Origin of the sequence: Macrococcus lamae, assembly GCF_004359545.1 — a bacterium.
Lineage (GTDB): Bacteria > Bacillota > Bacilli > Staphylococcales > Staphylococcaceae > Macrococcus > Macrococcus lamae.
Window position 1 is genome coordinate 259,329 of record NZ_SCWB01000001.1, and the last position, 21,601, is coordinate 280,929.

General features: G+C 40.2%; 19 protein-coding genes and 1 pseudogene. 13 read left to right on the top strand and 7 right to left on the bottom strand.

Annotation, left to right across the window (positions count from 1 at the left end; translation table 11 throughout):
- The first annotated feature begins 59 nt into the window (after positions 1 to 59).
- Genes ERX29_RS01415 through ERX29_RS01445 form a run of 7 tightly spaced genes read left to right on the top strand, consistent with a single transcriptional unit; the run spans position 60 to position 7,673 of the window.
- The gene (locus ERX29_RS01415) at positions 60 to 1,202 is read left to right on the top strand and encodes an acyl-CoA dehydrogenase family protein (RefSeq protein ID WP_133442890.1); all 1,143 of its coding nucleotides are present in this window, start codon (positions 60 to 62) and stop codon (positions 1,200 to 1,202) included.
- Positions 1,203 to 1,220: 18 nt separating this feature from the next.
- Positions 1,221 to 2,864, top strand: a complete 1,644-nt coding sequence (locus ERX29_RS01420; protein ID WP_133442923.1) for an AMP-binding protein — start codon at positions 1,221 to 1,223, stop codon at positions 2,862 to 2,864.
- Position 2,865: 1 nt separating this feature from the next.
- The gene (locus ERX29_RS01425) at positions 2,866 to 4,221 is read left to right on the top strand and encodes an acetyl-CoA carboxylase biotin carboxylase subunit (RefSeq protein ID WP_133442891.1); all 1,356 of its coding nucleotides are present in this window, start codon (positions 2,866 to 2,868) and stop codon (positions 4,219 to 4,221) included.
- Positions 4,222 to 4,278: 57 nt separating this feature from the next.
- Positions 4,279 to 4,488: an acetyl-CoA carboxylase biotin carboxyl carrier protein subunit gene (locus ERX29_RS01430; RefSeq protein WP_133442892.1), complete on the top strand. Its 210-nt coding sequence runs from the start codon at positions 4,279 to 4,281 to the stop codon at positions 4,486 to 4,488.
- A gap of 11 nt (positions 4,489 to 4,499) precedes the next feature.
- The gene (locus tag ERX29_RS01435) at positions 4,500 to 5,390 is read left to right on the top strand and encodes a hydroxymethylglutaryl-CoA lyase (RefSeq protein ID WP_133442893.1); all 891 of its coding nucleotides are present in this window, start codon (positions 4,500 to 4,502) and stop codon (positions 5,388 to 5,390) included.
- Complete coding sequence (locus ERX29_RS01440) at positions 5,390 to 6,148, top strand: enoyl-CoA hydratase-related protein (protein ID WP_341777590.1); 759 nt, start codon at positions 5,390 to 5,392, stop codon at positions 6,146 to 6,148. Before ERX29_RS01435 ends, ERX29_RS01440 begins: the two co-directional genes overlap by 1 nt.
- Positions 6,135 to 7,673, top strand: coding sequence for an acyl-CoA carboxylase subunit beta (locus ERX29_RS01445; RefSeq protein WP_133442895.1), 1,539 nt, complete (start codon positions 6,135 to 6,137; stop codon positions 7,671 to 7,673). Before ERX29_RS01440 ends, ERX29_RS01445 begins: the two co-directional genes overlap by 14 nt.
- 203 nt (positions 7,674 to 7,876) lie before the next feature.
- On the opposite strand, the gene ERX29_RS01450 is transcribed toward ERX29_RS01445, so the two are convergent.
- Complete coding sequence (locus ERX29_RS01450; protein WP_133442897.1) at positions 7,877 to 9,058, bottom strand: MFS transporter; 1,182 nt, start codon at positions 9,056 to 9,058, stop codon at positions 7,877 to 7,879.
- A gap of 88 nt (positions 9,059 to 9,146) precedes the next feature.
- A complete protein-coding gene (gene pepF, locus ERX29_RS01455; protein WP_133442898.1) occupies positions 9,147 to 10,955 on the bottom strand; it encodes an oligoendopeptidase F in 1,809 nt (602 codons plus the stop codon).
- A gap of 165 nt (positions 10,956 to 11,120) precedes the next feature.
- Between pepF and ERX29_RS01460 the strand changes: the two genes are divergently transcribed.
- Together ERX29_RS01460 and ERX29_RS01465 are read left to right on the top strand one after the other, a co-directional pair.
- On the top strand, positions 11,121 to 11,498 hold the full coding sequence (locus ERX29_RS01460; RefSeq protein ID WP_133442900.1) for a hypothetical protein: 378 nt from the start codon (positions 11,121 to 11,123) through the stop codon (positions 11,496 to 11,498).
- A gap of 152 nt (positions 11,499 to 11,650) precedes the next feature.
- Positions 11,651 to 13,258, top strand: a complete 1,608-nt coding sequence (locus ERX29_RS01465) for a choice-of-anchor I family protein (RefSeq protein ID WP_133442901.1) — start codon at positions 11,651 to 11,653, stop codon at positions 13,256 to 13,258.
- A gap of 223 nt (positions 13,259 to 13,481) precedes the next feature.
- Here ERX29_RS01465 and ERX29_RS01470 read toward each other — a convergent pair whose 3' ends face one another.
- Together ERX29_RS01470 and ERX29_RS01475 are read right to left on the bottom strand one after the other, a co-directional pair.
- Entirely contained in the window at positions 13,482 to 14,762 is a 1,281-nt protein-coding gene (locus tag ERX29_RS01470) for an aminoacyltransferase (RefSeq protein ID WP_133442902.1), read from the bottom strand.
- A 19-nt stretch (positions 14,763 to 14,781) separates the two neighbouring features.
- Positions 14,782 to 16,032: an aminoacyltransferase gene (locus ERX29_RS01475; protein ID WP_133442904.1), complete on the bottom strand. Its 1,251-nt coding sequence runs from the start codon at positions 16,030 to 16,032 to the stop codon at positions 14,782 to 14,784.
- 159 nt (positions 16,033 to 16,191) lie between these two features.
- Between ERX29_RS01475 and ERX29_RS01480 the strand changes: the two genes are divergently transcribed.
- A complete protein-coding gene (locus ERX29_RS01480) occupies positions 16,192 to 16,863 on the top strand; it encodes a hypothetical protein (RefSeq protein ID WP_133442906.1) in 672 nt (223 codons plus the stop codon).
- Entirely contained in the window at positions 16,860 to 17,243 is a 384-nt protein-coding gene (locus ERX29_RS01485) for a hypothetical protein (RefSeq protein WP_243719922.1), read from the top strand. The genes ERX29_RS01480 and ERX29_RS01485 overlap by 4 nt, the downstream gene beginning before the upstream one ends.
- Positions 17,244 to 17,307: 64 nt before the next feature.
- Here the strand turns inward: ERX29_RS01485 and ERX29_RS01490 are convergent.
- The 3 genes and pseudogenes from ERX29_RS01490 to ERX29_RS01500 all read right to left on the bottom strand — a co-directional run.
- Positions 17,308 to 18,213: pseudogene (locus ERX29_RS01490) on the bottom strand (M42 family metallopeptidase); the annotation flags it as partial.
- 199 nt (positions 18,214 to 18,412) lie between these two features.
- The gene (locus ERX29_RS01495; RefSeq protein WP_133442907.1) at positions 18,413 to 19,675 is read right to left on the bottom strand and encodes a Y-family DNA polymerase; all 1,263 of its coding nucleotides are present in this window, start codon (positions 19,673 to 19,675) and stop codon (positions 18,413 to 18,415) included.
- 127 nt (positions 19,676 to 19,802) lie between these two features.
- Entirely contained in the window at positions 19,803 to 20,177 is a 375-nt protein-coding gene (locus tag ERX29_RS01500) for a sporulation protein (RefSeq protein WP_133442908.1), read from the bottom strand.
- A 91-nt stretch (positions 20,178 to 20,268) separates the two neighbouring features.
- Here ERX29_RS01500 and ERX29_RS01505 point away from each other — a divergent pair, with 91 nt between their 5' ends.
- Both ERX29_RS01505 and ERX29_RS01510 read left to right on the top strand, forming a co-directional pair.
- On the top strand, positions 20,269 to 21,282 hold the full coding sequence (locus tag ERX29_RS01505; RefSeq protein WP_133442909.1) for a cation diffusion facilitator family transporter: 1,014 nt from the start codon (positions 20,269 to 20,271) through the stop codon (positions 21,280 to 21,282).
- 3 nt (positions 21,283 to 21,285) lie between these two features.
- Positions 21,286 to 21,474 carry a 2-hydroxymuconate tautomerase gene (locus ERX29_RS01510; protein ID WP_133442910.1) on the top strand — a complete coding sequence of 63 codons (189 nt, stop codon included), beginning with the start codon at positions 21,286 to 21,288 and terminating at the stop codon, positions 21,472 to 21,474.
- Positions 21,475 to 21,601: the final 127 nt, after the last annotated feature.

The window sequence follows — 21,601 nt, forward strand, 5'->3', positions numbered from 1 at the left end:
GACATTAAAGACCAAATGGTCGGTTTTTAATATATAAAATCATTTAAGGGGTGCATGAAATGAATTTTGAATTATCAAAAGAACAGCAGATGATTAAAAAAATGACAAGGGATTTTGCAGAAGAGGTGATCCGTCCGCGCGCTATTGAAATCGATGAGACAGCCAAGATGGATGTTGAAATTTTCAAGCAGATGGGGGAACTTGGACTGTTCGGTATTCCGTTTTCTGAAGAATATGGTGGATCTGACGGTGGGACGCTCAGCTACTGCCTCGCTGTAGAAGAAATAGGGCGAGTGTGCGGCGGTACGGGTTTAAGCTATGCCGCTAATGTCAGTCTTGGTGCGACACCTATCTATCAGTTCGGCACTGAGGAACAGAAGCAGGAGTTTCTCGTGCCGATCATTGAAGGGAAGGCCTTCGGATCATTCGGTCTGACAGAACCGAATGCAGGTAGTGATGCTGGTGGTACTCGGACAACCGCTAAAGAAGTAGATGGAAATTTCGTCATCAACGGGGAGAAGTGCTGGATTACTAACGCTCAGTATGCCAATGTCATCACAACTACAGCTGTCACAGGTAAGCGTGCTGATGGAAAGAACATTATTTCTGCTGTACTGGTACCTACTGATTCAGCGGGACTTAAGATTACGTCGCCGTACGAGAAGATGGGTGTGCGTGGATCTAATACGTGTGAGATTGTCTATGAAGATGTCACAGTACCGACTGGAAATCTGTTAGGAGATCCTGAAGCGGGATTCAAGCAATTTTTAAAAACGCTGGACGGCGGGCGTATTTCGATTGGCGCGCTTGCTGTCGGTATTGCTCAAGGTGCTCTTGAAAAAGCAGTGAACTATTCAAAAGAACGGAAACAGTTCGGGCAATCCATCTCTAACTTCCAGGCGATTCAATTCAAGCTTGCTGATATGGCGCTCGAAGTAGAACTCGCACGGACAATGGTTCACAAGGCAGCTTGGCTGAAAGATAATGGCAAGCCGTTCACAAAAGAAGCGGCAATGGCGAAACTGTATGCTTCTGAAACAGCATTCCGTACAGCTAATCAGGCGATTCAAATCCATGGCGGCTACGGTTATATGCGTGAGTATGAAGTTGAGCGCTACTTAAGAGATGCGAAACTTCTTGAAATCGGAGAAGGAACGTCAGAAATCCAGCGTATGGTCATTTCTAGACAAGTGTTGAATTAGGGGGAACGACAGATGGAGATGGGATTAAAGGAACAAACAATCGGTCAGCTGCTGAACGAAAAGGCACAGTTGAATCCCGATCATACTGCCTATATTTATCCTGAACGAAGTGTCACTAAATCCTATAAAGATTTTGATGACGAAACAGATACACTCGCTAAAGCACTGATGGCTTATGGAATAAATAAAGGCGATCACGTAGCAGCATGGAGCGATAACAAGGAAGAATGGCTGCAGCTGATGTTTGCCCTGGCAAAAATCGGTGCAGTACTAGTGACAATCAATACAAGTTATCAGAAGTCTGAACTTGAATATATTCTCAGTCAATCCGATGCTAAGATGCTGATTCTGACAGAACATGTGTCACGGACTAATTATAAGAATATTGTGTGTGAGCTGATTCCTGAACTTGTGGATGGTAATGGTCATAGCATTAATTCAGCTGTTCTGCCGCGACTAAAGACTGTCGTCTCAATGCGTGACTTTACGGATAGCCGCTTCGTCAGCTGGAACGGACTGCTTGATAAAAGCGATGATATTTCAGACGAAGATTTTCAGATAAGAGTGAAGTCACTTGATTTCAATGACGTCATTAATATCCAGTATACGTCCGGCACAACCGGTTTTCCGAAAGGGGTCATGCTGACTCATTACAATATCGTCAATAACGGCAATATCATTGGCGGTCGGATGAATTATTCCCCTGCCGATGTCGTCTGTATTCCGGTTCCCTTTTTCCACTGCTTCGGCTGCGTACTAGGGATCCTTGCAGCAGTCAATCACGGCGCAACGATGGTCCTGATAGAAAGCTTTAAACCGGATACCGTACTTCAGGCTGTACAGGATTATCGATGTACGAGTCTGCTTGGCGTACCGACCATGTTTATCGCTGAACTGAACTCTCCTAACTTTAAGAACTTCAATACACAGTCACTTAGAACAGGTATCATGGCAGGTTCCATCTGTCCGATCGAAGTAATGAAGAAAGTCGTCTCAGAGATGGGAGCGAATGAAATTACTATCTGCTATGGCCAGACAGAGTCATCACCCGTCATCACCCAGACTACAACAGATGATCCCATTGAACTGAAAGTATCTTCTGTCGGGAAAGTTCATCCAAATGTAGAGGCAAAAGTCATTAATCCTGAGACAGGAGAGGAAGTACCTCCTAATACACCAGGTGAACTGGTGACTCGTGGCTATCTCGTTATGAAGGGTTACTATAAGAACCCCGAAGCTACTGCTTCTGCTGTGGATAATGACGGCTGGCTTCATACAGGCGATATTGCAGTGATGGATGACAAAGGTTACTTCTCCATAACAGGACGAATCAAAGATATGGTCATCCGCGGAGGAGAAAACATATATCCACGTGAAATTGAAGAATATCTTTACGAGCATCCGTCGATTCAAGATGCACAGGTTGTCGGCGTGCCGGATGAGAAGTATGGCGAGGAACTAGTTGCCTACATCATCTTAAAGGATAATCACGAACTGTCCGTTGATGATGTAAAAGATTATTATCAAGGTAAGATTGCCCATTACAAAATACCTAGATATATCAAGTTCGTCAGTGAATATCCGATGACAGCTTCAGGTAAAATACAAAAGTTTAAATTAAGAGAACTTGCGCAGGAAGCCATATATAAAGAGGAGGAATAATGTGTTCAAAAGTGTATTAATTGCTAACCGCGGAGAAATCGCCAGAAGAATTATCAGAGGATGTAAAGAACAGAACATCAGAACAGTCGCTATATACACAGAAGCAGATCAGGACATGCCATTTGTCAGAGAAGCAGATGTAGCAGAACTGATCGGTAAAGATCAGGTGAAAGACAGCTACTTGAATATTGATAAGGTCATTGCAGCCGCTAAAAAGCATGAAGTAGATGCGATACATCCAGGATATGGTCTGTTGAGTGAAAACATCGCATTTGTCAATGAATGCCGCGATCATGGGATTACTTTCATTGGACCAAGTCCTGAAGCAATCGAGCAGATGGGTGACAAAATTGCTTCGCGTGAACTGATGGCTAAGCACCATATACCTTTAGTTCCAGGAAACAATAATATAGCTGATGCAGCAGCTGCTAAACAATTTGCAGAAGAAATCGGATATCCTATCATGCTGAAAGCAAGTGCTGGAGGCGGAGGCATTGGCATGCAGCGCATTGATGACCCGTCAAAACTTGAAAAGGCATTTGAGAGCAATCAGCGGCGAGCAGAGAATTTCTTCGGCAATGGAGCAATGTTCATTGAGAAGTTCATCGAGCAGCCCCGTCATATTGAAATACAAGTGCTTGCAGATAAACACGGAAATACCATTCATCTTTATGAACGAGAGTGCTCAGTACAGCGCCGGCATCAAAAAGTCATCGAGGAATCACCAAGCGCCAACCTAACTCAGGAAACGCGTGAGAAGATGGGTGCGACAGCGGTTAAGATTGCTGAAGCGATTGGGTACTATAATGCTGGGACAGTCGAATTTCTAGTTGATAAAGATGAAAATTTCTACTTCCTTGAAATGAATACCCGCCTTCAAGTGGAACATCCAGTCACTGAGGAAACTACAGGAGTCGATCTTGTTTACTGGCAGTTGAAGATTGCAAATGACGAGCCGCTTGAAATCAAGCAGGAAGATGTCAAGCAGAGAGGTCATTCTATTGAGCTCAGACTGTATGCAGAAGACCCGAAGACATTCTTTCCTTCACCTGGTGAAATCACGCATTTGAAGTGGCCTGAAGGAGCTATCAGACTTGATGCAGCCATCGACGGACCCATTAAGATTACACCGTTCTATGATCCGATGATAGCGAAGATCATCTGTCATCAAGATACACGAGACGCTTCCATACAGTCATTGGTCGATTATCTCGAACAGCTTGAGCTGGAAGGTATCAAGACGAACCGTACGATGCTGATTGACTGTCTTACAAACGCAGTCTTCCGTTCTGGAAAGTATACAACGAATTTTGTTGAAGAAGAAATCGCAGTGAAAAAGACTGGTCAGCAAAAGTGAATTAATTCATAATTAATTTAAGCGTGCAGACGCAATAATGTGTAAAGGATGATATTAATGGAAGTATTAGCTTCAATGTCAGGTAGTGTGTGGAAAATAGTTAAAGCAGTCGGTGAATCTGTAGAGATGGACGAGGATATCATGATTCTCGAATCGATGAAAATGGAAATACCGATTATGGCAGAAGACGCGGGAACGATAAAAGAAATTAAAGTCGCTGAAGGTGACTTCGTCAATGAAGGGGATATCGTCGCGATTATTGAATAAGGGGGATTCTTATGATGCCATCTCAAGTGCTCATAAAGGAAGTCGGTCCTCGGGACGGCCTCCAGAATGAATCACAGACGGTACCTATGGAAGTCAAACTGAAATTAATCGAGATGTTAGAAGCAAGTGGCCTATCTTATATAGAAGCCACTTCTTTTGTACATCCGAAATGGATTCCGCAGCTGAGCGATGCCGACGAACTGCTCAAACATCTACCGGGCAAAGCGCGCTATAGTGCATTAGTACCGAATCTAAAGGGGATCGAACGAGTAGAAAAAACCAGCCTGCAGGAAATTGCAGTATTCATTTCTGCTTCTGAAGTTCATAACAAAAAGAATTTGAACAAATCAGTGCAGGAAGCGATGGCTGACATCGAACAAGTCATTAATAAAAGTAACGGTCATTACCAAGTTCGTGCGTACATATCCATGGTCTTCGGATCGCCGTTCGGAGACATAGTCAGTATTGATCATGTCAAACAACTGATGACAGCGCTCTTTGCTCTCGGTGTGTACGAAATCTCACTCGGTGATACGACAGGCATGGCCAATCCAGCACAAGTCGATGCAGTGCTCAGCGATCTTCTTAAACATTTTGACAAAGATAAGCTTGCGATGCATTTTCATGACACTAACGGGCTGGCGCTTTCAAATATCTATGTCAGTCTGCAGCATGGGATTTCAGTGTTTGATACGTCAGTCGGAGGTTTAGGGGGCTGTCCGTACGCGGAAGGTGCATCGGGTAATGTCGCGACAGAAGATGTCGTCTATATGATGGAGCAGCTTAATATTACTACCGGAATCCATATGGAACGTCTGCTCGCGACGTCTGACTTTATTTCAAACGAACTGAACTTCAATCGATTAAGTCATCAGCTGAGAAAATATAGAGGAGGTCAATGATGAAATATATTGAGTTGACACAGCATTCGGATCATATTGCTATCTTGACATTAAACCGACCTGACAGCAAAAATGCGCTGAATAGAGAACTTCTCGCTGAATTACAGGAAGTAGTCCGGAATTTAACAACCCGTGTGCTGATCATCACAGGAGCCGGCAATGTATTCTGTGCAGGAGCTGATCTCAAGGAACGTCTCGGAATGTCACCGGAAGAAGCCAATCAGACAAGTTTGAACATCGGCGCTAAAATTAAATGGATTGAAGACCTTCCTTATGTGACGATTGCAGCGATGAACGGAGCTGCATACGGAGGCGGCCTTGAACTAGCTCTAGCCTGTGATTTCAGAGTGGCAGTGCCGGAAGCAAAAATTGGACTCACTGAAACGTCACTTGGTATTATACCTGGAGCCGGGGGGACACAGCGGTTAACAAGACTGATTGGTCCCTCACAATCGAAAAGGATGATTCTGACAGCCGAACCGATCTCAGCAAGTGCAGCACTTGACGCAGGTATACTTGAGGAAGTATCAGAAGATGTCATAGAAGCGGCTTTGATGCTTGCTGAACGTATCGCAAAGAACGCACCGCTTGCTTTAAAAGCTGCGAAGATGGCTGTGAACCGAGCGACGGATCTATCGATTGAAGAGGGCTTGAAATATGAGCGTGAATGCTATGATATCGTACTGAACTCTGAAGATCGTGTAGAAGGATTGCAGGCATTCAAAGAGAAACGGAAACCAAACTATAAGGGGAAGTAGGGATATCGTGGAACTTAACGAAAGAATTGAGAAGATTCATACAGGTGGTAAGGAAAAATACCATGCGGCTAACAGCACAAAAGGAAAACTATTCGTCAGAAAGCGTCTTGAACTGTTGTTTGATGATGCAGACTTTATAGAAGATGCCCGTTTTGCCAATCATATGGCGGAAGATCTGCCGGCAGATGGTGTGGTGACGGGAATAGGAAAAATACATGGCCGATCTGTTGCATTTCTCGCGAATGATTCAACAATCAAGGCTGGATCGTGGGGAAAGCGCACCGTAGAGAAGATGATTCGTATTCAGGAAAAGGCAATGAAACTCAATATCCCGATGATTTATCTTGTAGATTCAGCAGGTGCGAGAATCACGGATCAGATTGAGATGTTCCCAGGTCGTAGAGGAGCAGGAAGGATCTTCTATAATCAGATTGAAATGAGCGGGAAAGTACCTCAGCTTTGTCTATTGTTTGGACCGTCTGCTGCTGGAGGCGCTTATATCCCAGCGTTCTGTGATGTGGTCGTCATGGTGGAAGGAAATGCATCAATGTACTTAGGATCTCCGCGTATGGCAGAGAAGGTCATAGGTGAGAAAGTGACACTCGAGGAAATGGGAGGCGCTAAGATGCACTGCTCCGTATCGGGCTGTGGAGATGTGCTTGTTAAGTCAGAAGAAGAGGCATTGAAGTTTGCAAGAGACTATATGGTCTACTTTCCGCAGAATTACAATGAACGACCGGTCAATATTGAAACTAAAGATATTAAAGTAACAGAGAAGACATTATCCTCGTTGATTCCTGAGAATCAAAATGCACCGTTGAATATGATGGATGTGATCAATCAGTTAATCGATGAAGGTTCATTCCTTGAAATTAAGAAGCTGTTCGCCCGTGAATTGATTACTGGGCTGGCAAGAATAGATGGAAAAGCGGTCGGTATCATTGCTAATCAACCGCGTATGAAAGGTGGGGTATTGTTCCCTGATTCTGCAGATAAAGCGGCGAAGTTCATCAACTTGTGCGATGCGTTCAATATTCCGTTATTATTCCTGATGGATATTCCAGGATTTATGATCGGCACGCAAGTTGAACGTGCAGGTATCATTAGACATGGCGCTAAAATGCTGTTTGCGATGAGTAGTGCCTCTGTACCAAAAATATCTGTTGTCATTAGAAAAGCATATGGTGCCGGACTCTATGCGATGGCCGGACCAGCTTTCGAGCCGGATTACAGCATCGCTTTACCGACAGCATCCATCGCAGTCATGGGACCAGAAGCCGCTGTCAATGCGGTCTATGCTAATAAAATTGCTGAACTACCTGAAGAAGAACGTGCAGCTTATATAAAGCAGAAACAAGATGAGTATAAAGATGACATCGATATTTACAGATTGGCAAGTGAGATGGTCATCGATGATATTGTGGATCCCGATCATTTAAGGGAAACACTAATTAACCAGTATGCCTCTCTTGAAAATAAGTTTCAGCTGACTAATAAGAAAAAACATGGTGTTTATCCAGTGTAATTTTTCAATGGTGTCCTCTGTAATTACTAGTAAAAATACTTATAATATAAGTTTATATATTATAAGTATTTATATAAAATTATTCTGGAAAATTGTTTTTAGGCAAAAATCCTTATAATAAATTTTTATCAATAGAATAAGCTGTCATTCACAGTGCTTTTATCTCTGCTTCACAGCTTATTCTAATAGTTATACTTATATAGTCAATACTTGGAAACATATCTTTTGAAATATAAAACGATAGATAAAGTTACTACACCAGAGATGATGTATATATAGTTGATTGGAATGATATCACTTAAGAAACCTATGATTAGAATGGATAACATAAAGCATATTTGTATCATTGAATTTTTAAGACCAGAAAACTTCAATAGTTCTTGTTCAGGAATTACATTTATAAGATAGCTTTCTTGCACAAGGTCTTTTGATTGCATGACTGGACCCATAATAACTACTAAAATCAATGAAATCAATGCCATTTGATTGTTGCCATAGATAATGAGTAACACACCATATATAGTCATGCTTATAAGAATTGTTTTTAAAGGGTTAATATTTAATAGCTTATTAAACTTTATCACTAGCATTGAGCCAATTATACTTCCGATGTAATAAGCAGCATTAATATATCCCCACCATTTAGGACTCACTTCTAAATAGCTTCTAACAAAATCTAATGTAATGGAGCCAATCCATATAGATCCGATGAAAACTTCTATACATTCTATAATGATCAGAATAAAAATATGCTGGTGACTTACTAACTGTCTAAAGGAAGTAGACATCGTTTTAAATGGATTTTTACTTTCTATTTTTTCCTTATCCTCATCTACTGACAGTTTTAATACAATAAAAAAGGTGAGTAGCAGTAAACAGGCAGCTAATAAGATGATATTACTTTGACCTATCATGACTACTAACCAGCCACTGATGACCCAGCCTGCTAACGATAATGTTTGATCAATACTGCTGATTATTGAAATCCCTTTAGTCAATTCATTTTTAGTTAGTACTTGTTTTAACAGTAAAGTTTTTATCGGAGTGAATATTCCTGCCGTATAGGAGAGAAGTGATATCACAATATACAGTGCTATAAGTTTATCATTATTGATCAAAAAATATATAATGATCAGCAGTGAAATCTGAACAGCTGTATTGAAAACTAATAGGAGTTTCTTCTTTATAAATGATGTGACAACTGTAATCGTTAAACCAGCTATCATTCTGAAAAACAGGCTTAAAAAAGTAATTAAACTGGAATAAAACACTGAATGTGTATGTGTATAAACATAGTAAGTAACGCTTATAGTATAAAAAGAAAAAGCAAGGTTTGTTAAAACTTGAGTCAATAAGATGATGATATAATTGGCATTATAATTCATCAATCAATCTCCTTGTTTTTATGTAGAGAACCCAAAAAGGTTAACTTTTTGGGTTCTTTTTTATGTGATATGTCGTGAATACTCTTATTTATTTTGCAGCGTCTATCTCGTCAGTCAGTTTTTCCAGCTCGTCGACTAAGGAACCGATATAGGCGATGGTTTCTTTCAATGGCTGATCAGTGGACAAGTCAATACCGACCATCTGTGCGAGTTCTACTGGTGGTTTACTGCCGCCTGCTTTAAGCACTTCTATCCATTCTTTAACAGCAGGTTCTCCTTCTTCCAGGATGCGCTTCGCCATTAATGTTGAAATAGTCAATCCTGCTGAATAGGTATATGGATAGAGTCCCATATAGTAATGCGGCTGTCTCATCCATGTCAGTTCTGCGCCTTCTGTAATCTCAACAGTATCTCCCCAGAATTTAGAGATAACGTCCTTCTTGATCTCATTTAAGACAGGGGCTGTCATGTTCTCACCATTATCAACACGGTTATAGACTTCACGCTGATAAGCTGCTTCCAGCAGGTGAGTGACAAAGTTATGATAGTACGTTCTTGAGATGATGGTTGAGATGACCCACCGTTTAAATTCAGGGTCGTTCGATTCACTCAATAAATAGTTGGCCATCAGCATTTCATTAGCTGTACTTGGAGCTTCTACAAAGTACATGGAACTTTCGGCATCAAAGACGTTCTGATATTTGTTAGCCAGGTTGAAGTGCCCTGCATGACCGAGTTCATGAGCCAGAACGAAGACTTCTGTCATCTTTGAAGTCCATGAGATTAGAATAAAAGGATTTGTCGCATAAGGGCTAGCGCAGAATGCACCTGTTGACTTCCCTTTGTTCTGAGCGAAATCAATATATCGGTTATCATAGGCCGCTTCTACAAGATTCATATAGTCTTCACCCATAACCGAAAGACCTTTTCTGATATAATCTCGTGATTCTTCGACCGTGATCTCCGGTTCATAGTTTTCATCAAGAGAGATCTTAAGGTCTTCGAACTTCATTTCTTCCAGTCCGTTTGTCCGCTGCAGCAATTTGGCATAACGGCGCATATGCGGCGCAAGTTCAGTAGTGATCAGGTCAATCTGGCGGTTGTATAGATCACGTGACACTTCCTGTCTTTCCAGTAGGAAATCAATCACAGACTCAAAACCACGCAGCTTTGACTCTGTCTTCTCCTGCTGAATTGCCATATCATACGTCTTAGCAGTTGTATTCTCGTATTTTTTTAATGTATCTGAGAACTTTCTGAAGGCGTTTCTTCTCACTTCAGTATTGGAATCCACTTCAAGTTCACCTTCAAAGGATACATAGCTAAGTGGGATCTCCCTGCCATCTGCTTCAAACGTTCCGATGTCGATGTCAAGCAGCTTTGTTGTATCGTATAAATTAGCTGGTGCATTAAATGTAGAAGAGAAAGCTGCTAATGTTTTTTCTACTTCAGGGTGCAGCTGATAAGGCTTTTTCTTCAGCACTTTCTCTATATATCTTTGATATTCGGCAGTGGAATCCTTCACTTCTTGAAGCAATGAATCGTCCAGCTGCAGCAGTTCAGAATCAACGAACGATAATAGACTTGCAATTTCACCGAATGAAGAATCAAACTTGCTGTAAAGTTTCTGAGCAGCAGGATTAGACTGATCTGTACTTAAGCTTAGTGAGGCATAGTTGCCAAGTCGGTCTAAATCAATTTCAATTTCAGCGAGCGCATCCAGCATCTGTTCAATTAGTGCCGCATCTGTTAGCTTCCCCTGGTAGTCCGCATTAAACGCTCTGACTGCTTCAATAGTCTGAGTCAAGCTGTCATAAAACTCATCATCCCTGTTGAAAAGGGGACTTAAATCCCATGTTTCTTCAATTTTTACATCTTTTCTTAATGGTAAACTCATATTATAACTCTCCTCTCTATAGTTTAATTATACCGTTCGGTTTCCGATAAAGCACTTGTAATTTACTGAACCCTCTGAATTATCTCAAAATTATAGTATGATGTTTATATAGTAAGAATAGGGTAAAATAAAAATGTTATTAAAATGATTGGGGAGGAGGTTACTATGATGTTTATATTAGGAGATATCAGCTATACTCAAATACCTAATTTTCTACTGATAAGTATTATCGGCATGCTGATTTTGTCTTTGATATTCGGTCTTTTTATGAATAAGTTTATTCTGGCACCTGTCTTAACTTTTTTAATTTCAGCGGTATGTGCGTTTATTTTACCGAACTTCTTTGATATTAAATATCCGGCATTATTAGGTTATGCAGTTTTTCTTACTGTCATCTCACTTATTTTAAGTGCGATTTTCTGGTATGTGACTAAAGATAGCCGCGATAGAAAGAATAGAGAACGACGCGCTAACAATGAAAGACAGGAATTTGAAGATAGACAGAATAGAGAACGTTTCAATGATTCTAATGATGTTCGCTAATTTGTTTGAGAGGACGCTGTAATAGGCGTTCTTTTTTGCGTTTAAAAATTTATCATACTGCAACTGATTGTTTACTCAATGTTTACAATGTTTATTCAGAATTTACATGGAATTACTACAATAGAATTATCACAATCTTGGAGGATAATGTTATGAATAAAGCAGTCAAACTTGCAATAGCAGCGTCTATGTCAGCGGTTCTATTATCTCCTGTAGCGGAAGCGGCCTCAGTATCATCTTACGGTTCTAACAGTCACTTGAAGGTTTCTCAGCTGGCGCGCTATGATTCGCAGACAACATTCGGGGAAAGCGGTACAGAAATTGTCGCATACGACAAAAAGTATAAGCGGGCTTATTCAATCAATGGTGCATTAAACGCTCTTGATATTCTTGATGCATCTCAATTAAAGTCTGGTAAATTTTCACTGTATAAACGTGTGCTATTGAAGGATTTGAAGGTTGAAGGATCTGATATTACTAGCGTTGCGGTACATCCGAAGCACAAATACATTGCTGTCAGTATTCCAGCGGCTAACAAGACTGATAATGGTCATGTGGTTTTCATGTCTATGGAAGGTGAGCTTTTAAGCGAAGTAGAGGTCGGAGCATTACCTGATATGCTGACATTTTCAAGCAACGGCAGACAGCTGGTAGTTGCTAATGAAGGTGAACCGAATGATGACTATACTGTCAATCCTGAAGGTTCAGTTTCTATTATCAAGACCAATAAATCAGGCATCATTAAGCAGAAACATGTAGCAACACGTTACTTTAATTCTAAAATGATACCATCGAATATAAGAACATTAGGCAGAACTGCTGAAGAAAGCTTCCGTAATCTTGAGCCTGAGTATATCACTATTGATAAAAAGAACGAATTTGCCTATGTATCGATCCAGGAAAGAAATGTTATTGCTAAGGTCGATCTTCATACGAAAGCTATTGTTTCAGTTAAAGGGTTAGGATATAAGAGTTATCGTTCTCAAGCCAGGCTAGATGCATCAGACAAAGATAATAAGATCAGCATGAAGAACTATCCAGTATATGGAATGTTACAACCGGACGGTATTAGTCACGTTGATTATAAGGGTAAAACTTATCTGTTAACAGCCAATGAAGGAGATACACAGGATTATGCAGGATTCAGCGAAGAAACACGTGTAGAAGACATCGCTGAGCAGTATAATACGTCTTCCAGCTATTTTAAAGGTTTCGATTCAAAGATTCTGACGGATAAGAAGGCATTAGGACGCTTGAAAACATCAATGTACAATCCTTTAACTGGTAAAGACGGTAAGTATAATGCAGTGGTAACATTTGGAGGACGTTCGTTCTCGGTTATTGAAGCGGCTTCTATGAAACGTGTCTATGACAGCGGAGACGATTTTGAGACTATTACAGCAAAAGCATGGCCGAATGTATTTAACGGTAACCAGGAAACTCCAGGTAAGATTGAATTCGATTCAAGAAGTGATGATAAAGGACCTGAGCCAGAATCAGTAACAGTCGGAAAAATCGGCAGTCATCAATATGCATTTATCGGTTTGGAACGTACAGGCGGAATTATGGTCTATAATATTGATAATCCAGTAAAACCTCAGTTTGAGACATATTTTAAAGCTGCTGATAACAAAGATATTTCACCCGAAGGATTGACATTTATTCCTAAAGAACAGTCACCAGTAAACAAGCCAGTGCTTTTAGCGAGTCACGAGATGTCAGGAACAATAGCAGCTTACGAGATGAATTATATTAAATAGTTAGAGATAAATTCCGTCAGGCTGTATATCAGTCTGATGGAATTTATCTTTACTGACAGATTATCTAAGGTCAGTATTGTAGAATAGGGATATCAACACATACTCCCTTTACTAACATATAGCTTCCTATAATATATATTATGTAAACTAGAATTTATAAAAAGAATGACCCCATAAAAACTCCGGACTGATTTGTTTCAGTCCGGTTATTTATACCTTGTATTTATTTACGTAAAATTTGTTTACTTATTTTTTTTGTAACACGACCGAACTTACCAGCTGTTTGATACAATCTTTGCTTCGGTTTGTTAATGGTCTTCGTAAAATCTCCGACGAGTTCTTCAATCTGTGCATTGAATCCACGTTTAAACCGATAAACACCGTAATCTTCGCCATTTTCCGTGAAATCACCAGAAACCCCATAGAAATTGTATCTGTTATAACCATGTTCAAAACAATAATTGATCATATACCAGTGCATGGCATACGGTCCCATAAACTGGCTGTATGTTTTGCTTGAACCGCCAGAAAAATAATTAATCTCAAAATTATTGCTGAAAAAGATGCCCGCTGCAAGATTGAGAATCTGACCATCTGTTTTCTTCAGCTCGGTAGTATCAAGTAAGTTCTGTTGTAACTGATCGATTTGCTTATCCAGTTCTGATATCTTCTTGATAAGTTTGTCGCTTTTGTTCTCCTGTGCCATCATTTGGTCCCGTTTTGACTCTGTGCTGCTCAGTTCTTCTGATGCAGCCTCGATATATTCATCTAAATCAATATATGCGAGCGGCATGATGACTTTATTACTGTAATTGATAGCAAAGTTACGGAAATAATCATCGTCTCTTGAGATCATTCCAGTTCTTTCTTCTGTTTTCTTGTACAGATCAAGGAATATATCGACTTCATCTGGTGACAGCAGACGGACTTTAACGCCGTATTTCTGTGCTTTCTTGATGTTACGTTTACGCTGACTGTCAAACTGCTTCATAACGGAATTTGGCGTTTCATCGTCAAGATACATCACGCTCATCCAGCGCACCTGTGAATCTGGTCGGTAACCTACTGTATAACCTGTATGATGATAACCGAGTGCTTTCATCAGCTCAACAATTTCCTCATTCGTACCATTTTCCTGCTTATAGATGACATCTCTATCGTATGTTTTATAGATCCAGTAAGGATCAACTTTGACAGACAGACATTGATTGCGTTTTAAGTACTGGTCAAGTGATTTAAAATAGAAGGTGACTACTTCTTTATTATGGAAATCAAGCACTGGTCCTCTGTTTGAGTAATACATATAGCTGCCGAACGTCGGAATTTTTGAGAACAGACTGGCTGCAATGACTTGATTGTCCTGCTTCACTCCTAGAAGTACTACAGGATACCCTTCGCCTTCCCTGTTTTTAATATTTTCTTTTACCTGGAAGTAGTGACTCATCAACGGTGTTGTTGACATGAAGTTGCTGTATTCCTTGACGGTCAACTCTGTAAACTGCATTGTCATTCCCCTCTTTCTGCTATCCTCTGACTCGTTTTAAAGTGCTGTATACTTTATAGACCGGTTTGTTAATCGGTGCGACAAAGTCCCCGACATATTCAATGACGTCAGCATTGAAGCCTTTTTTGAATTTAATGACACCTGCATCTTCAGCATCTTCGCTGAAATTCCCGCTGATACCATAGAAATTATAACGATTGATCCCATGCTCCAGTGCATAGTTGATCATTTTCCATTGAATAGCATAAGAACCTGCAAAATGACGGAATTCATTAGATGATCCTCCGGCCAGGTAAACAACTTCATACGGGTTAATCAAGAAGAATGAGGCAGCGATCGGCAATGTATCTCCGTGTTCTGCATTCAGATTTTTTGCTTCTGACAGTTTTTCTTCTACTGATGTCAGCTGCTGTTCTGCAGCAGCCTTTTTATTGACAGCTTTTTTATTATCGGGCTTTTTGTTGATTTCCTGGTCCGCTTTCTCTATCTCTTGATTTAACTTTTCCTGTTCAGCTTCCAGTTCAGGGATATATGTCGTGAAATCGATATATGCGAGCGGTACAAGCACTCTATCGCCGAAATGTTTCATGCGGTCAGTATAAAACTTATCATCTCGATCGACGAATTCTTTTTTTCCGCTTGTATCTTTCATAAACTGCCTGAACAGATGAATTTCATCACTATCCAGAAATCTGACTTTAACACCGTTTTTGACGACTTTTTTAATATTACGTTTCCGCAGGCTGTCCATATCTTTCAGCACTGTCTTGTCATCTTTACCTGTTAAGTCAAGCACTGAATGCCAACGTCCTTGATGGATGGGATCGAAACCCACTGTAAACCCTTGATGATCAAACTCAAGGTCTTTCATCGTTGTCACAAGCGAAGCCGTTGGATAAGTTTCCAACTTCTCTCCGTCGTGGTTCCAGCGTTGATAAGGAACATATGGATCTACTCGAACCATTAAGGCATGATGACTTTTGACGTAGCGTTTCAGTTCCGTGAAGAAAAACTTGACCAGTTCTGTGTCCGTATAATCCATAACTGGACCGCGGTTTGAATAGAAGTACTTGAATTTTTTGAGAACGGGCATCGCTGTTAAAAGACATGCTGCAATGACCTTCTCTCCTTCTGTAACACCGACAAGATGTGTATCTACCCCATCCGCTGTTTTTAAATCGTAGTTGACTGCCATTTGTGTGAAGTGACTATATGACTGTTGATCACTGAACTCACCGAATTGTTCTCTAGTTAAAGTTGTAAATTTCATTGTTGACTCCCTTTAAGTCTATTGATTTTATTTATTATACATTAGTACATGACTTTTTATTAACTAATAACTTCATTTTTACTATGAAATACGTTATAATTCGCTTATATAGAAGAATTTATAAAATTTCGTTTAAATAAGCGAATTAGGAGGATGCTTATGGTTGGAATCTTTATTATGGACGTTTCTCATAGCACATCCTTTAATAATACCGAACAAATCAGCAATTTCCTAATGAATCTGGAAAAAAACATTAAAGAGTGGACCGCTGTTCTACCGCATTCATATGTGAACTTCCGTATGGGTGACGAACTGTTCTTCGTCAGTGATTCACCAAGTGCTGTACTTGTACTTACCTATTATATCAAATTATTATGGCCGTTTAAAAATCAACCGGTTAAATTCGGCATTGCAGTTGGAGAAGCTGTACTGCCTGAAGAACAGTTTGAACACTGGAATGATCCACTCATAAAACAGGCAAGAATCGCCCTTGAAGAAATAAAAAATAATGAGCTCGTTGATTTTAAGCTGGCAGCATCAGAAGATGTCAATCTTTACAATGATGTTCTCTTTTATTACTTGACTGACATTATCCATTCTCAGACAACTATACAAAGACAAGTGTATCTACAGAGTTTGACAGTGGTCATGCAAAAAGATCTTGCCGAGCAGTTCAACAAAAGTGTCTCCACTATTTCGACTCACTTGAAGAAAGGGCATGCCCGTCAATTAATGCTGATTCAGCAGTCACTTGAACAATATGATGATACATTTGTAGCTGATATGACAGAGCGGATTACTGCTTATATTAAACAGGAGGTTAGTCTATGAATTTGATGAACCTGACGTTGTACTTCCTTTGTTTAGTGCTTTATGTGTACAGCGGACCATTGATTAAGTTCATTCTGATGAAGATGAGTACAACACAGATGCCTAAGTCAGACCATGTTGGTCTCTTGATCGGTTATCTGGAAAGATTGCTTATCATCATTTTTATTCTGTTGAAGGAATACACTGCTATCGGTCTCATTATCGCCAGTAAGTCCATCTTACGCTTTAATGACATGAAGCAGGACCCTGTTACAGATATTCCTGAAAAGGTAGATAAACGCTCTGAATATATTCTGCTCGGGACTATGCTGTCACTGACTACCGGTATGCTCATTGGACTGCTCGCTTCTATTGATTTTTCAGGACTCGAAAAAAAGTAGTATTATTATGATTCTATAAACTTACAAAGAGAACACCTTATCACTAAGACGTTCTCTTTGTAGGTTAAAGCAGTTTACTCTGGACATAAGCATAGAGTAATCGTTCCGTCTGCTCGATAGAATCTTTATGTGTTCGTTCCATAGCATGGGAGGACTCTATTCCTGCTCCGAACAGTGCATGTTTAATATCATGTCCTGCATGAACTGGGGCACTGGCATCCGAGCCGTAATTTGGATAGATATCGATTTTATAGTTAATGGCATTTACTTGACAAAGCTTGACAAGGTGCTGCCGAAGATCGTAATGATAAGGTCCTGAACTGTCTTTCGCACAGATGGACACGGTATATTCATCTGATGCCTGCCCGTCTCCAAGTGCCCCCATGTCCACTGCAACATATTCCACCACCTGTTCTGGGATGTTTGAATTACCTCCGTACCCTATTTCTTCATTGTTTGACAGATAAAAGTGTGTTGTATTTGGAAGTTCTACATTTTCATCCTTTAAATGACGGAGCAGTTCAAGTATCATTGCAGCACTTGCTTTGTCATCCAGATGACGGGATTTGATAAAACCGCTGTCTGTTACTTGAAATCTTGGATTAAAAGTGATGAAATCACCGACACTGATTCCGAGTTGTTCTGTCTCTTTTGCAGAAGTCGTCTTTTCATCAATTCTGACTTCCATATTCGTATCGTCACGTTTAATGTCCATCGCTCCCCGGTAAACGTGAACACTTGTCTCATGGACACAAATGGTTCCTGTAAAAACTTTTTCTGAACTGTGAATTTCGCAGTACTCTTCTTCAACTGCGTTCCAATTGAATCCACCTACCATAGTCATACGAAGACGACCATCCGGTAGTATAGCTTTAACCATTGCCCCGAGCGTATCAACGTGTGCTGTTATAAAACGATGACGGTGGTCATCACGTCCTTTCACAGTTACCAGCAGTCCGCCTTTGTTAGTCTCAGTTATTGTATAGCCATATGACTGCAGCTGTTCTCTGCAGTAATGGATAGCGAGATGAGCGAAACCTCATGGTCCCGGGATATTGACGAGCTGTTCAATTCTTCTAACTGTTGCTTCTACATCTGGGTACATATTATCCCTACTTTTCTGTGGCATATTTTCTTTAATAATAGCCAATTTAAGAACTGTAGACAAGTTACGCCTTATGACCGGCAATTAGTCCACTGCGCTTCAAGGCAGTACCGGCAGCAGTGTAGGAACTTGCACGGACAATGCTTGCTGGACCAAATTTTCTTTTTAGTTGATCAACAGTCTTCAGCAGCTGTTCTTCTTTTCCGCGTTTAAACTCATCCATGAATAAAGTCAGCTGTCGGTCTTCCTCGGGAACGAAATTAGACAATGTAATAGCGACAGTACGATATTGACGTTTCTTATCGCACAGCTGCTCCATAAAGCCCCAGACAACCTGAAAAACATCGCGTGTTAAGTTTGTCCCTTCAGAAAGTGTATAAGTTTTACTGACTTTGCCTTCATCGCTGTAGCCGACAGCGAAAGACAGTGTCTTAGCCAGACGATTTTCTGCTCTTAAACGGAACGTCACTTCTTCCGCCTGCTCAAGTACAACAACTCTCAATTCCTCAAAGTCATAATCCCGCATTAAAATCTGACTCTTGCAGATAGAAGGTTTATAAGCTTTATGTTTTTCTCTGATAAGACTTGTATCTATTCCATTAGCATGTAGATGGAGATCTATTCCGATGACACCCAGATCCCGCTTTAAATAATGATGCGGGTAATTAGCCAGCTGCCCTATGTTGAATATCCCTTTCTGGTTCAGTCGTTTCTCCATTCGGCGGTTAATCCCCCAGAACTGATGAAGCGGCTCAATAGACCACATCTTCTCGGGAACATCCTGATAGCGCCATTCAGCGATGTCATCAGGTGATTTCTTAGCTTCAAAATCCAATGCTACTTTACTTAGCAGCAAGTTCGATCCTATACCGATGGCACATCTGACTTGTGTTGCTTCGTAGATTTCGTGTTTCAGCATAAGTGCAAACGCTGTGACACTGTCAGCAAATCGCTTATAACTGTTCGTCACATCCATAAAGAATTCATCAATACTGTACTGATGATAGTCTTCAGAGGCCACATACTTCAAAGCAATTTCAGTGATTTTGTTTGAGACTTCGAGATAAAGCTTCATTGACGGGTTAATAATGTAAATGTCAGGATGATGAGGAATTTCAAACAATCGTGAGCCGGTCTTGATTCCTAAGTCTTTCAGCGCAGGTGTTGCGGCCAGCACAACAGAACCTTGGCGTTTGGTATCAGCTACTACTGCCAGTTTCACTGTAGAGGGATCAAGCCCTTTATTAATACAGGCTACACTTGCGAAAAAACTTTTCTGGTCAATACAAAGAACTTCACGTTCCTGACACAGATGATAATCATACATTAACATCCCCTCCTCTAATATAATTTATAATTTAATTATAAGGGAACCTACGTTCCTTTTCAACGAAAAACAGAACATATGTTCTGTTTTTCGTTGAAAAGAAAACCTGTCTCATATTCAGACAGGTTTAAATAAAATAAATTTCATCTTCATCATAAGCATCAACGGCACCATCGATGTATAACTGCGTAATGATGAAAAACTGATTGTTTAAGGACTTGATTGTTGTCGGTACAGGAAAGGAAAAAGGAACGTTATTTTGACCATCGTCAACTATAGAGACTTTTTCAAGGATGTGATCATAGGTTGCAAAATCGCTGGTATCATCATCATTAAAGATTCTTTCAACTAAAGTCAGTTCAATATGGTCAATATGATGACGATCCCTTCTTATATGAATAACGCCTTCTACACGTTCATTTGTATCAAACCGATTATTATTGACAAGAGTATCGACTGTCATACCATCGATACCGATTGACGATAAGAGATGTTTAAACATAATAAACCTCCAAAAAATTATTATTTAAGACTATTTTCGCATATAATAGAGAAGTGAACAAACAAACCAATTATTGCAAAGGAGTCATGTTATGAAAAATTTGTTCAATCTGCTTAAGAAAGGGAGTAAATCTTCCTTAATAGCAGCAATCGTCAACTTTATATTGGGGTCATTAAAGTTCGTAGCTTATATCTTCACAGGTAATGTGGCAATGTTCGCTGAAATGATGCACTCATTCGGTGACGCAGCAAACCAGCTGTTCGTCTGGGTCGGTTCAGCAGTATCAAGAAAAGAACCAAATGAGAAATTCCCATTCGGTTATGGGCGACTTGTCAATATCGTCTGTCTATTTGCAGTCATTATTGTAGCCATCCTTGCTTATGAAACGGTTCTTGAAGGAATCCACCATATTCAGCATCCTTCAAATGGCGATCAGAATTTCAATCATTTCTTAATTAATGCTGGTGTCCTGCTCATTGGTATTGTCATGGAAAGTTATGTCCTCTATAAAGCAGGTAAGGAAGTTCTTGAAGAAGCACATTTACCGACAACAGGTCTTCACCCGTTCACGACAAGTTACGCTAATATGAATAAAGCGAAACCTGCTACGAAACTTGTATTCCTTGAGGATACAGTAGCAACATCAGGCGGAGTCGTCGCCCTTATAGCAATAATCATCTCAAAAATGACAGGTTTCGGTCAGATTGAAGGTATTGTATCAGTCATTATCGGTCTGATGATGTTCTATGTTGTCGCTCGTGTGTTCCTTGAGAATGCAGCAGGTGCTATCGGAGTATCTGATGATGAAATGGAAGTTCGTGCTTCAAAGATCATTCTTGAAAATCAATACATTTCTGATATTAAACGCTTAATCGTATTAAAAGAAGGCGTCGATCTTCATTTAGAAGCAATTGTAGAAACTCTCCACCATGACTACAACTTAAGACAGCTTTCTGAGATTAAAAAAGACCTGGCTAATCGTCTTCTGCAGGAACCGCACGTAGTAGATGTTAATATTGAGTTCATGGAAGCTGACGCAACACAGGACTGGATTGATGGAAAAGGTTCATCTATCTATAACCCATATGACAATAAGGGAGTATAAATTATGCCATTTATAACGATTGAATTATTAGAAGGACGTTCAGAGGAACAGATTAAAGCTATGGTTCAGGAAGTGACAGAAGTTGTCAGCAGAACTACGACTGCGCCGAAAGAAAATATTCATGTATTTGTAGAAGAATTAAAAAAAGACAGATATGCTGTTGGTGGCACATTAAAATCAGACACCCAGTAAGGGATTGTAAAATAAACTGTGTAAGTAGAGGGCGTACGACTCTGCTACGCAGTTTATTTTTTTAGTGATAAAATCGAATTAACTTTTTAAGGAGGTCTATAGATGGCTAAGAAAAGACGTGATCCAA

Excerpts from the sequence above, each read along its gene's own strand:
- ERX29_RS01435 (WP_133442893.1), top strand. The coding sequence starts at position 4,500 with ATGATGCCATCTCAAGTGCTCATAAAGGAAGTCGGTCCTCGGGACGGC.
- ERX29_RS01465 (WP_133442901.1), top strand. The coding sequence starts at position 11,651 with ATGAATAAAGCAGTCAAACTTGCAATAGCAGCGTCTATGTCAGCGGTT.
- ERX29_RS01415 (WP_133442890.1), top strand. The coding sequence starts at position 60 with ATGAATTTTGAATTATCAAAAGAACAGCAGATGATTAAAAAAATGACA.
- ERX29_RS01510 (WP_133442910.1), top strand. The coding sequence starts at position 21,286 with ATGCCATTTATAACGATTGAATTATTAGAAGGACGTTCAGAGGAACAG.
- ERX29_RS01420 (WP_133442923.1), top strand. The coding sequence starts at position 1,221 with ATGGGATTAAAGGAACAAACAATCGGTCAGCTGCTGAACGAAAAGGCA.
- ERX29_RS01450 (WP_133442897.1), bottom strand. The coding sequence starts at position 9,058 with ATGAATTATAATGCCAATTATATCATCATCTTATTGACTCAAGTTTTA.
- ERX29_RS01480 (WP_133442906.1), top strand. The coding sequence starts at position 16,192 with ATGGTTGGAATCTTTATTATGGACGTTTCTCATAGCACATCCTTTAAT.
- ERX29_RS01440 (WP_341777590.1), top strand. The coding sequence starts at position 5,390 with ATGAAATATATTGAGTTGACACAGCATTCGGATCATATTGCTATCTTG.
- ERX29_RS01430 (WP_133442892.1), top strand. The coding sequence starts at position 4,279 with ATGGAAGTATTAGCTTCAATGTCAGGTAGTGTGTGGAAAATAGTTAAA.
- ERX29_RS01470 (WP_133442902.1), bottom strand. The coding sequence starts at position 14,762 with ATGCAGTTTACAGAGTTGACCGTCAAGGAATACAGCAACTTCATGTCA.
- pepF (WP_133442898.1), bottom strand. The coding sequence starts at position 10,955 with ATGAGTTTACCATTAAGAAAAGATGTAAAAATTGAAGAAACATGGGAT.
- ERX29_RS01485 (WP_243719922.1), top strand. The coding sequence starts at position 16,860 with ATGAATTTGATGAACCTGACGTTGTACTTCCTTTGTTTAGTGCTTTAT.
- ERX29_RS01460 (WP_133442900.1), top strand. The coding sequence starts at position 11,121 with ATGATGTTTATATTAGGAGATATCAGCTATACTCAAATACCTAATTTT.
- ERX29_RS01475 (WP_133442904.1), bottom strand. The coding sequence starts at position 16,032 with ATGAAATTTACAACTTTAACTAGAGAACAATTCGGTGAGTTCAGTGAT.
- ERX29_RS01495 (WP_133442907.1), bottom strand. The coding sequence starts at position 19,675 with ATGTATGATTATCATCTGTGTCAGGAACGTGAAGTTCTTTGTATTGAC.
- ERX29_RS01505 (WP_133442909.1), top strand. The coding sequence starts at position 20,269 with ATGAAAAATTTGTTCAATCTGCTTAAGAAAGGGAGTAAATCTTCCTTA.
- ERX29_RS01500 (WP_133442908.1), bottom strand. The coding sequence starts at position 20,177 with ATGTTTAAACATCTCTTATCGTCAATCGGTATCGATGGTATGACAGTC.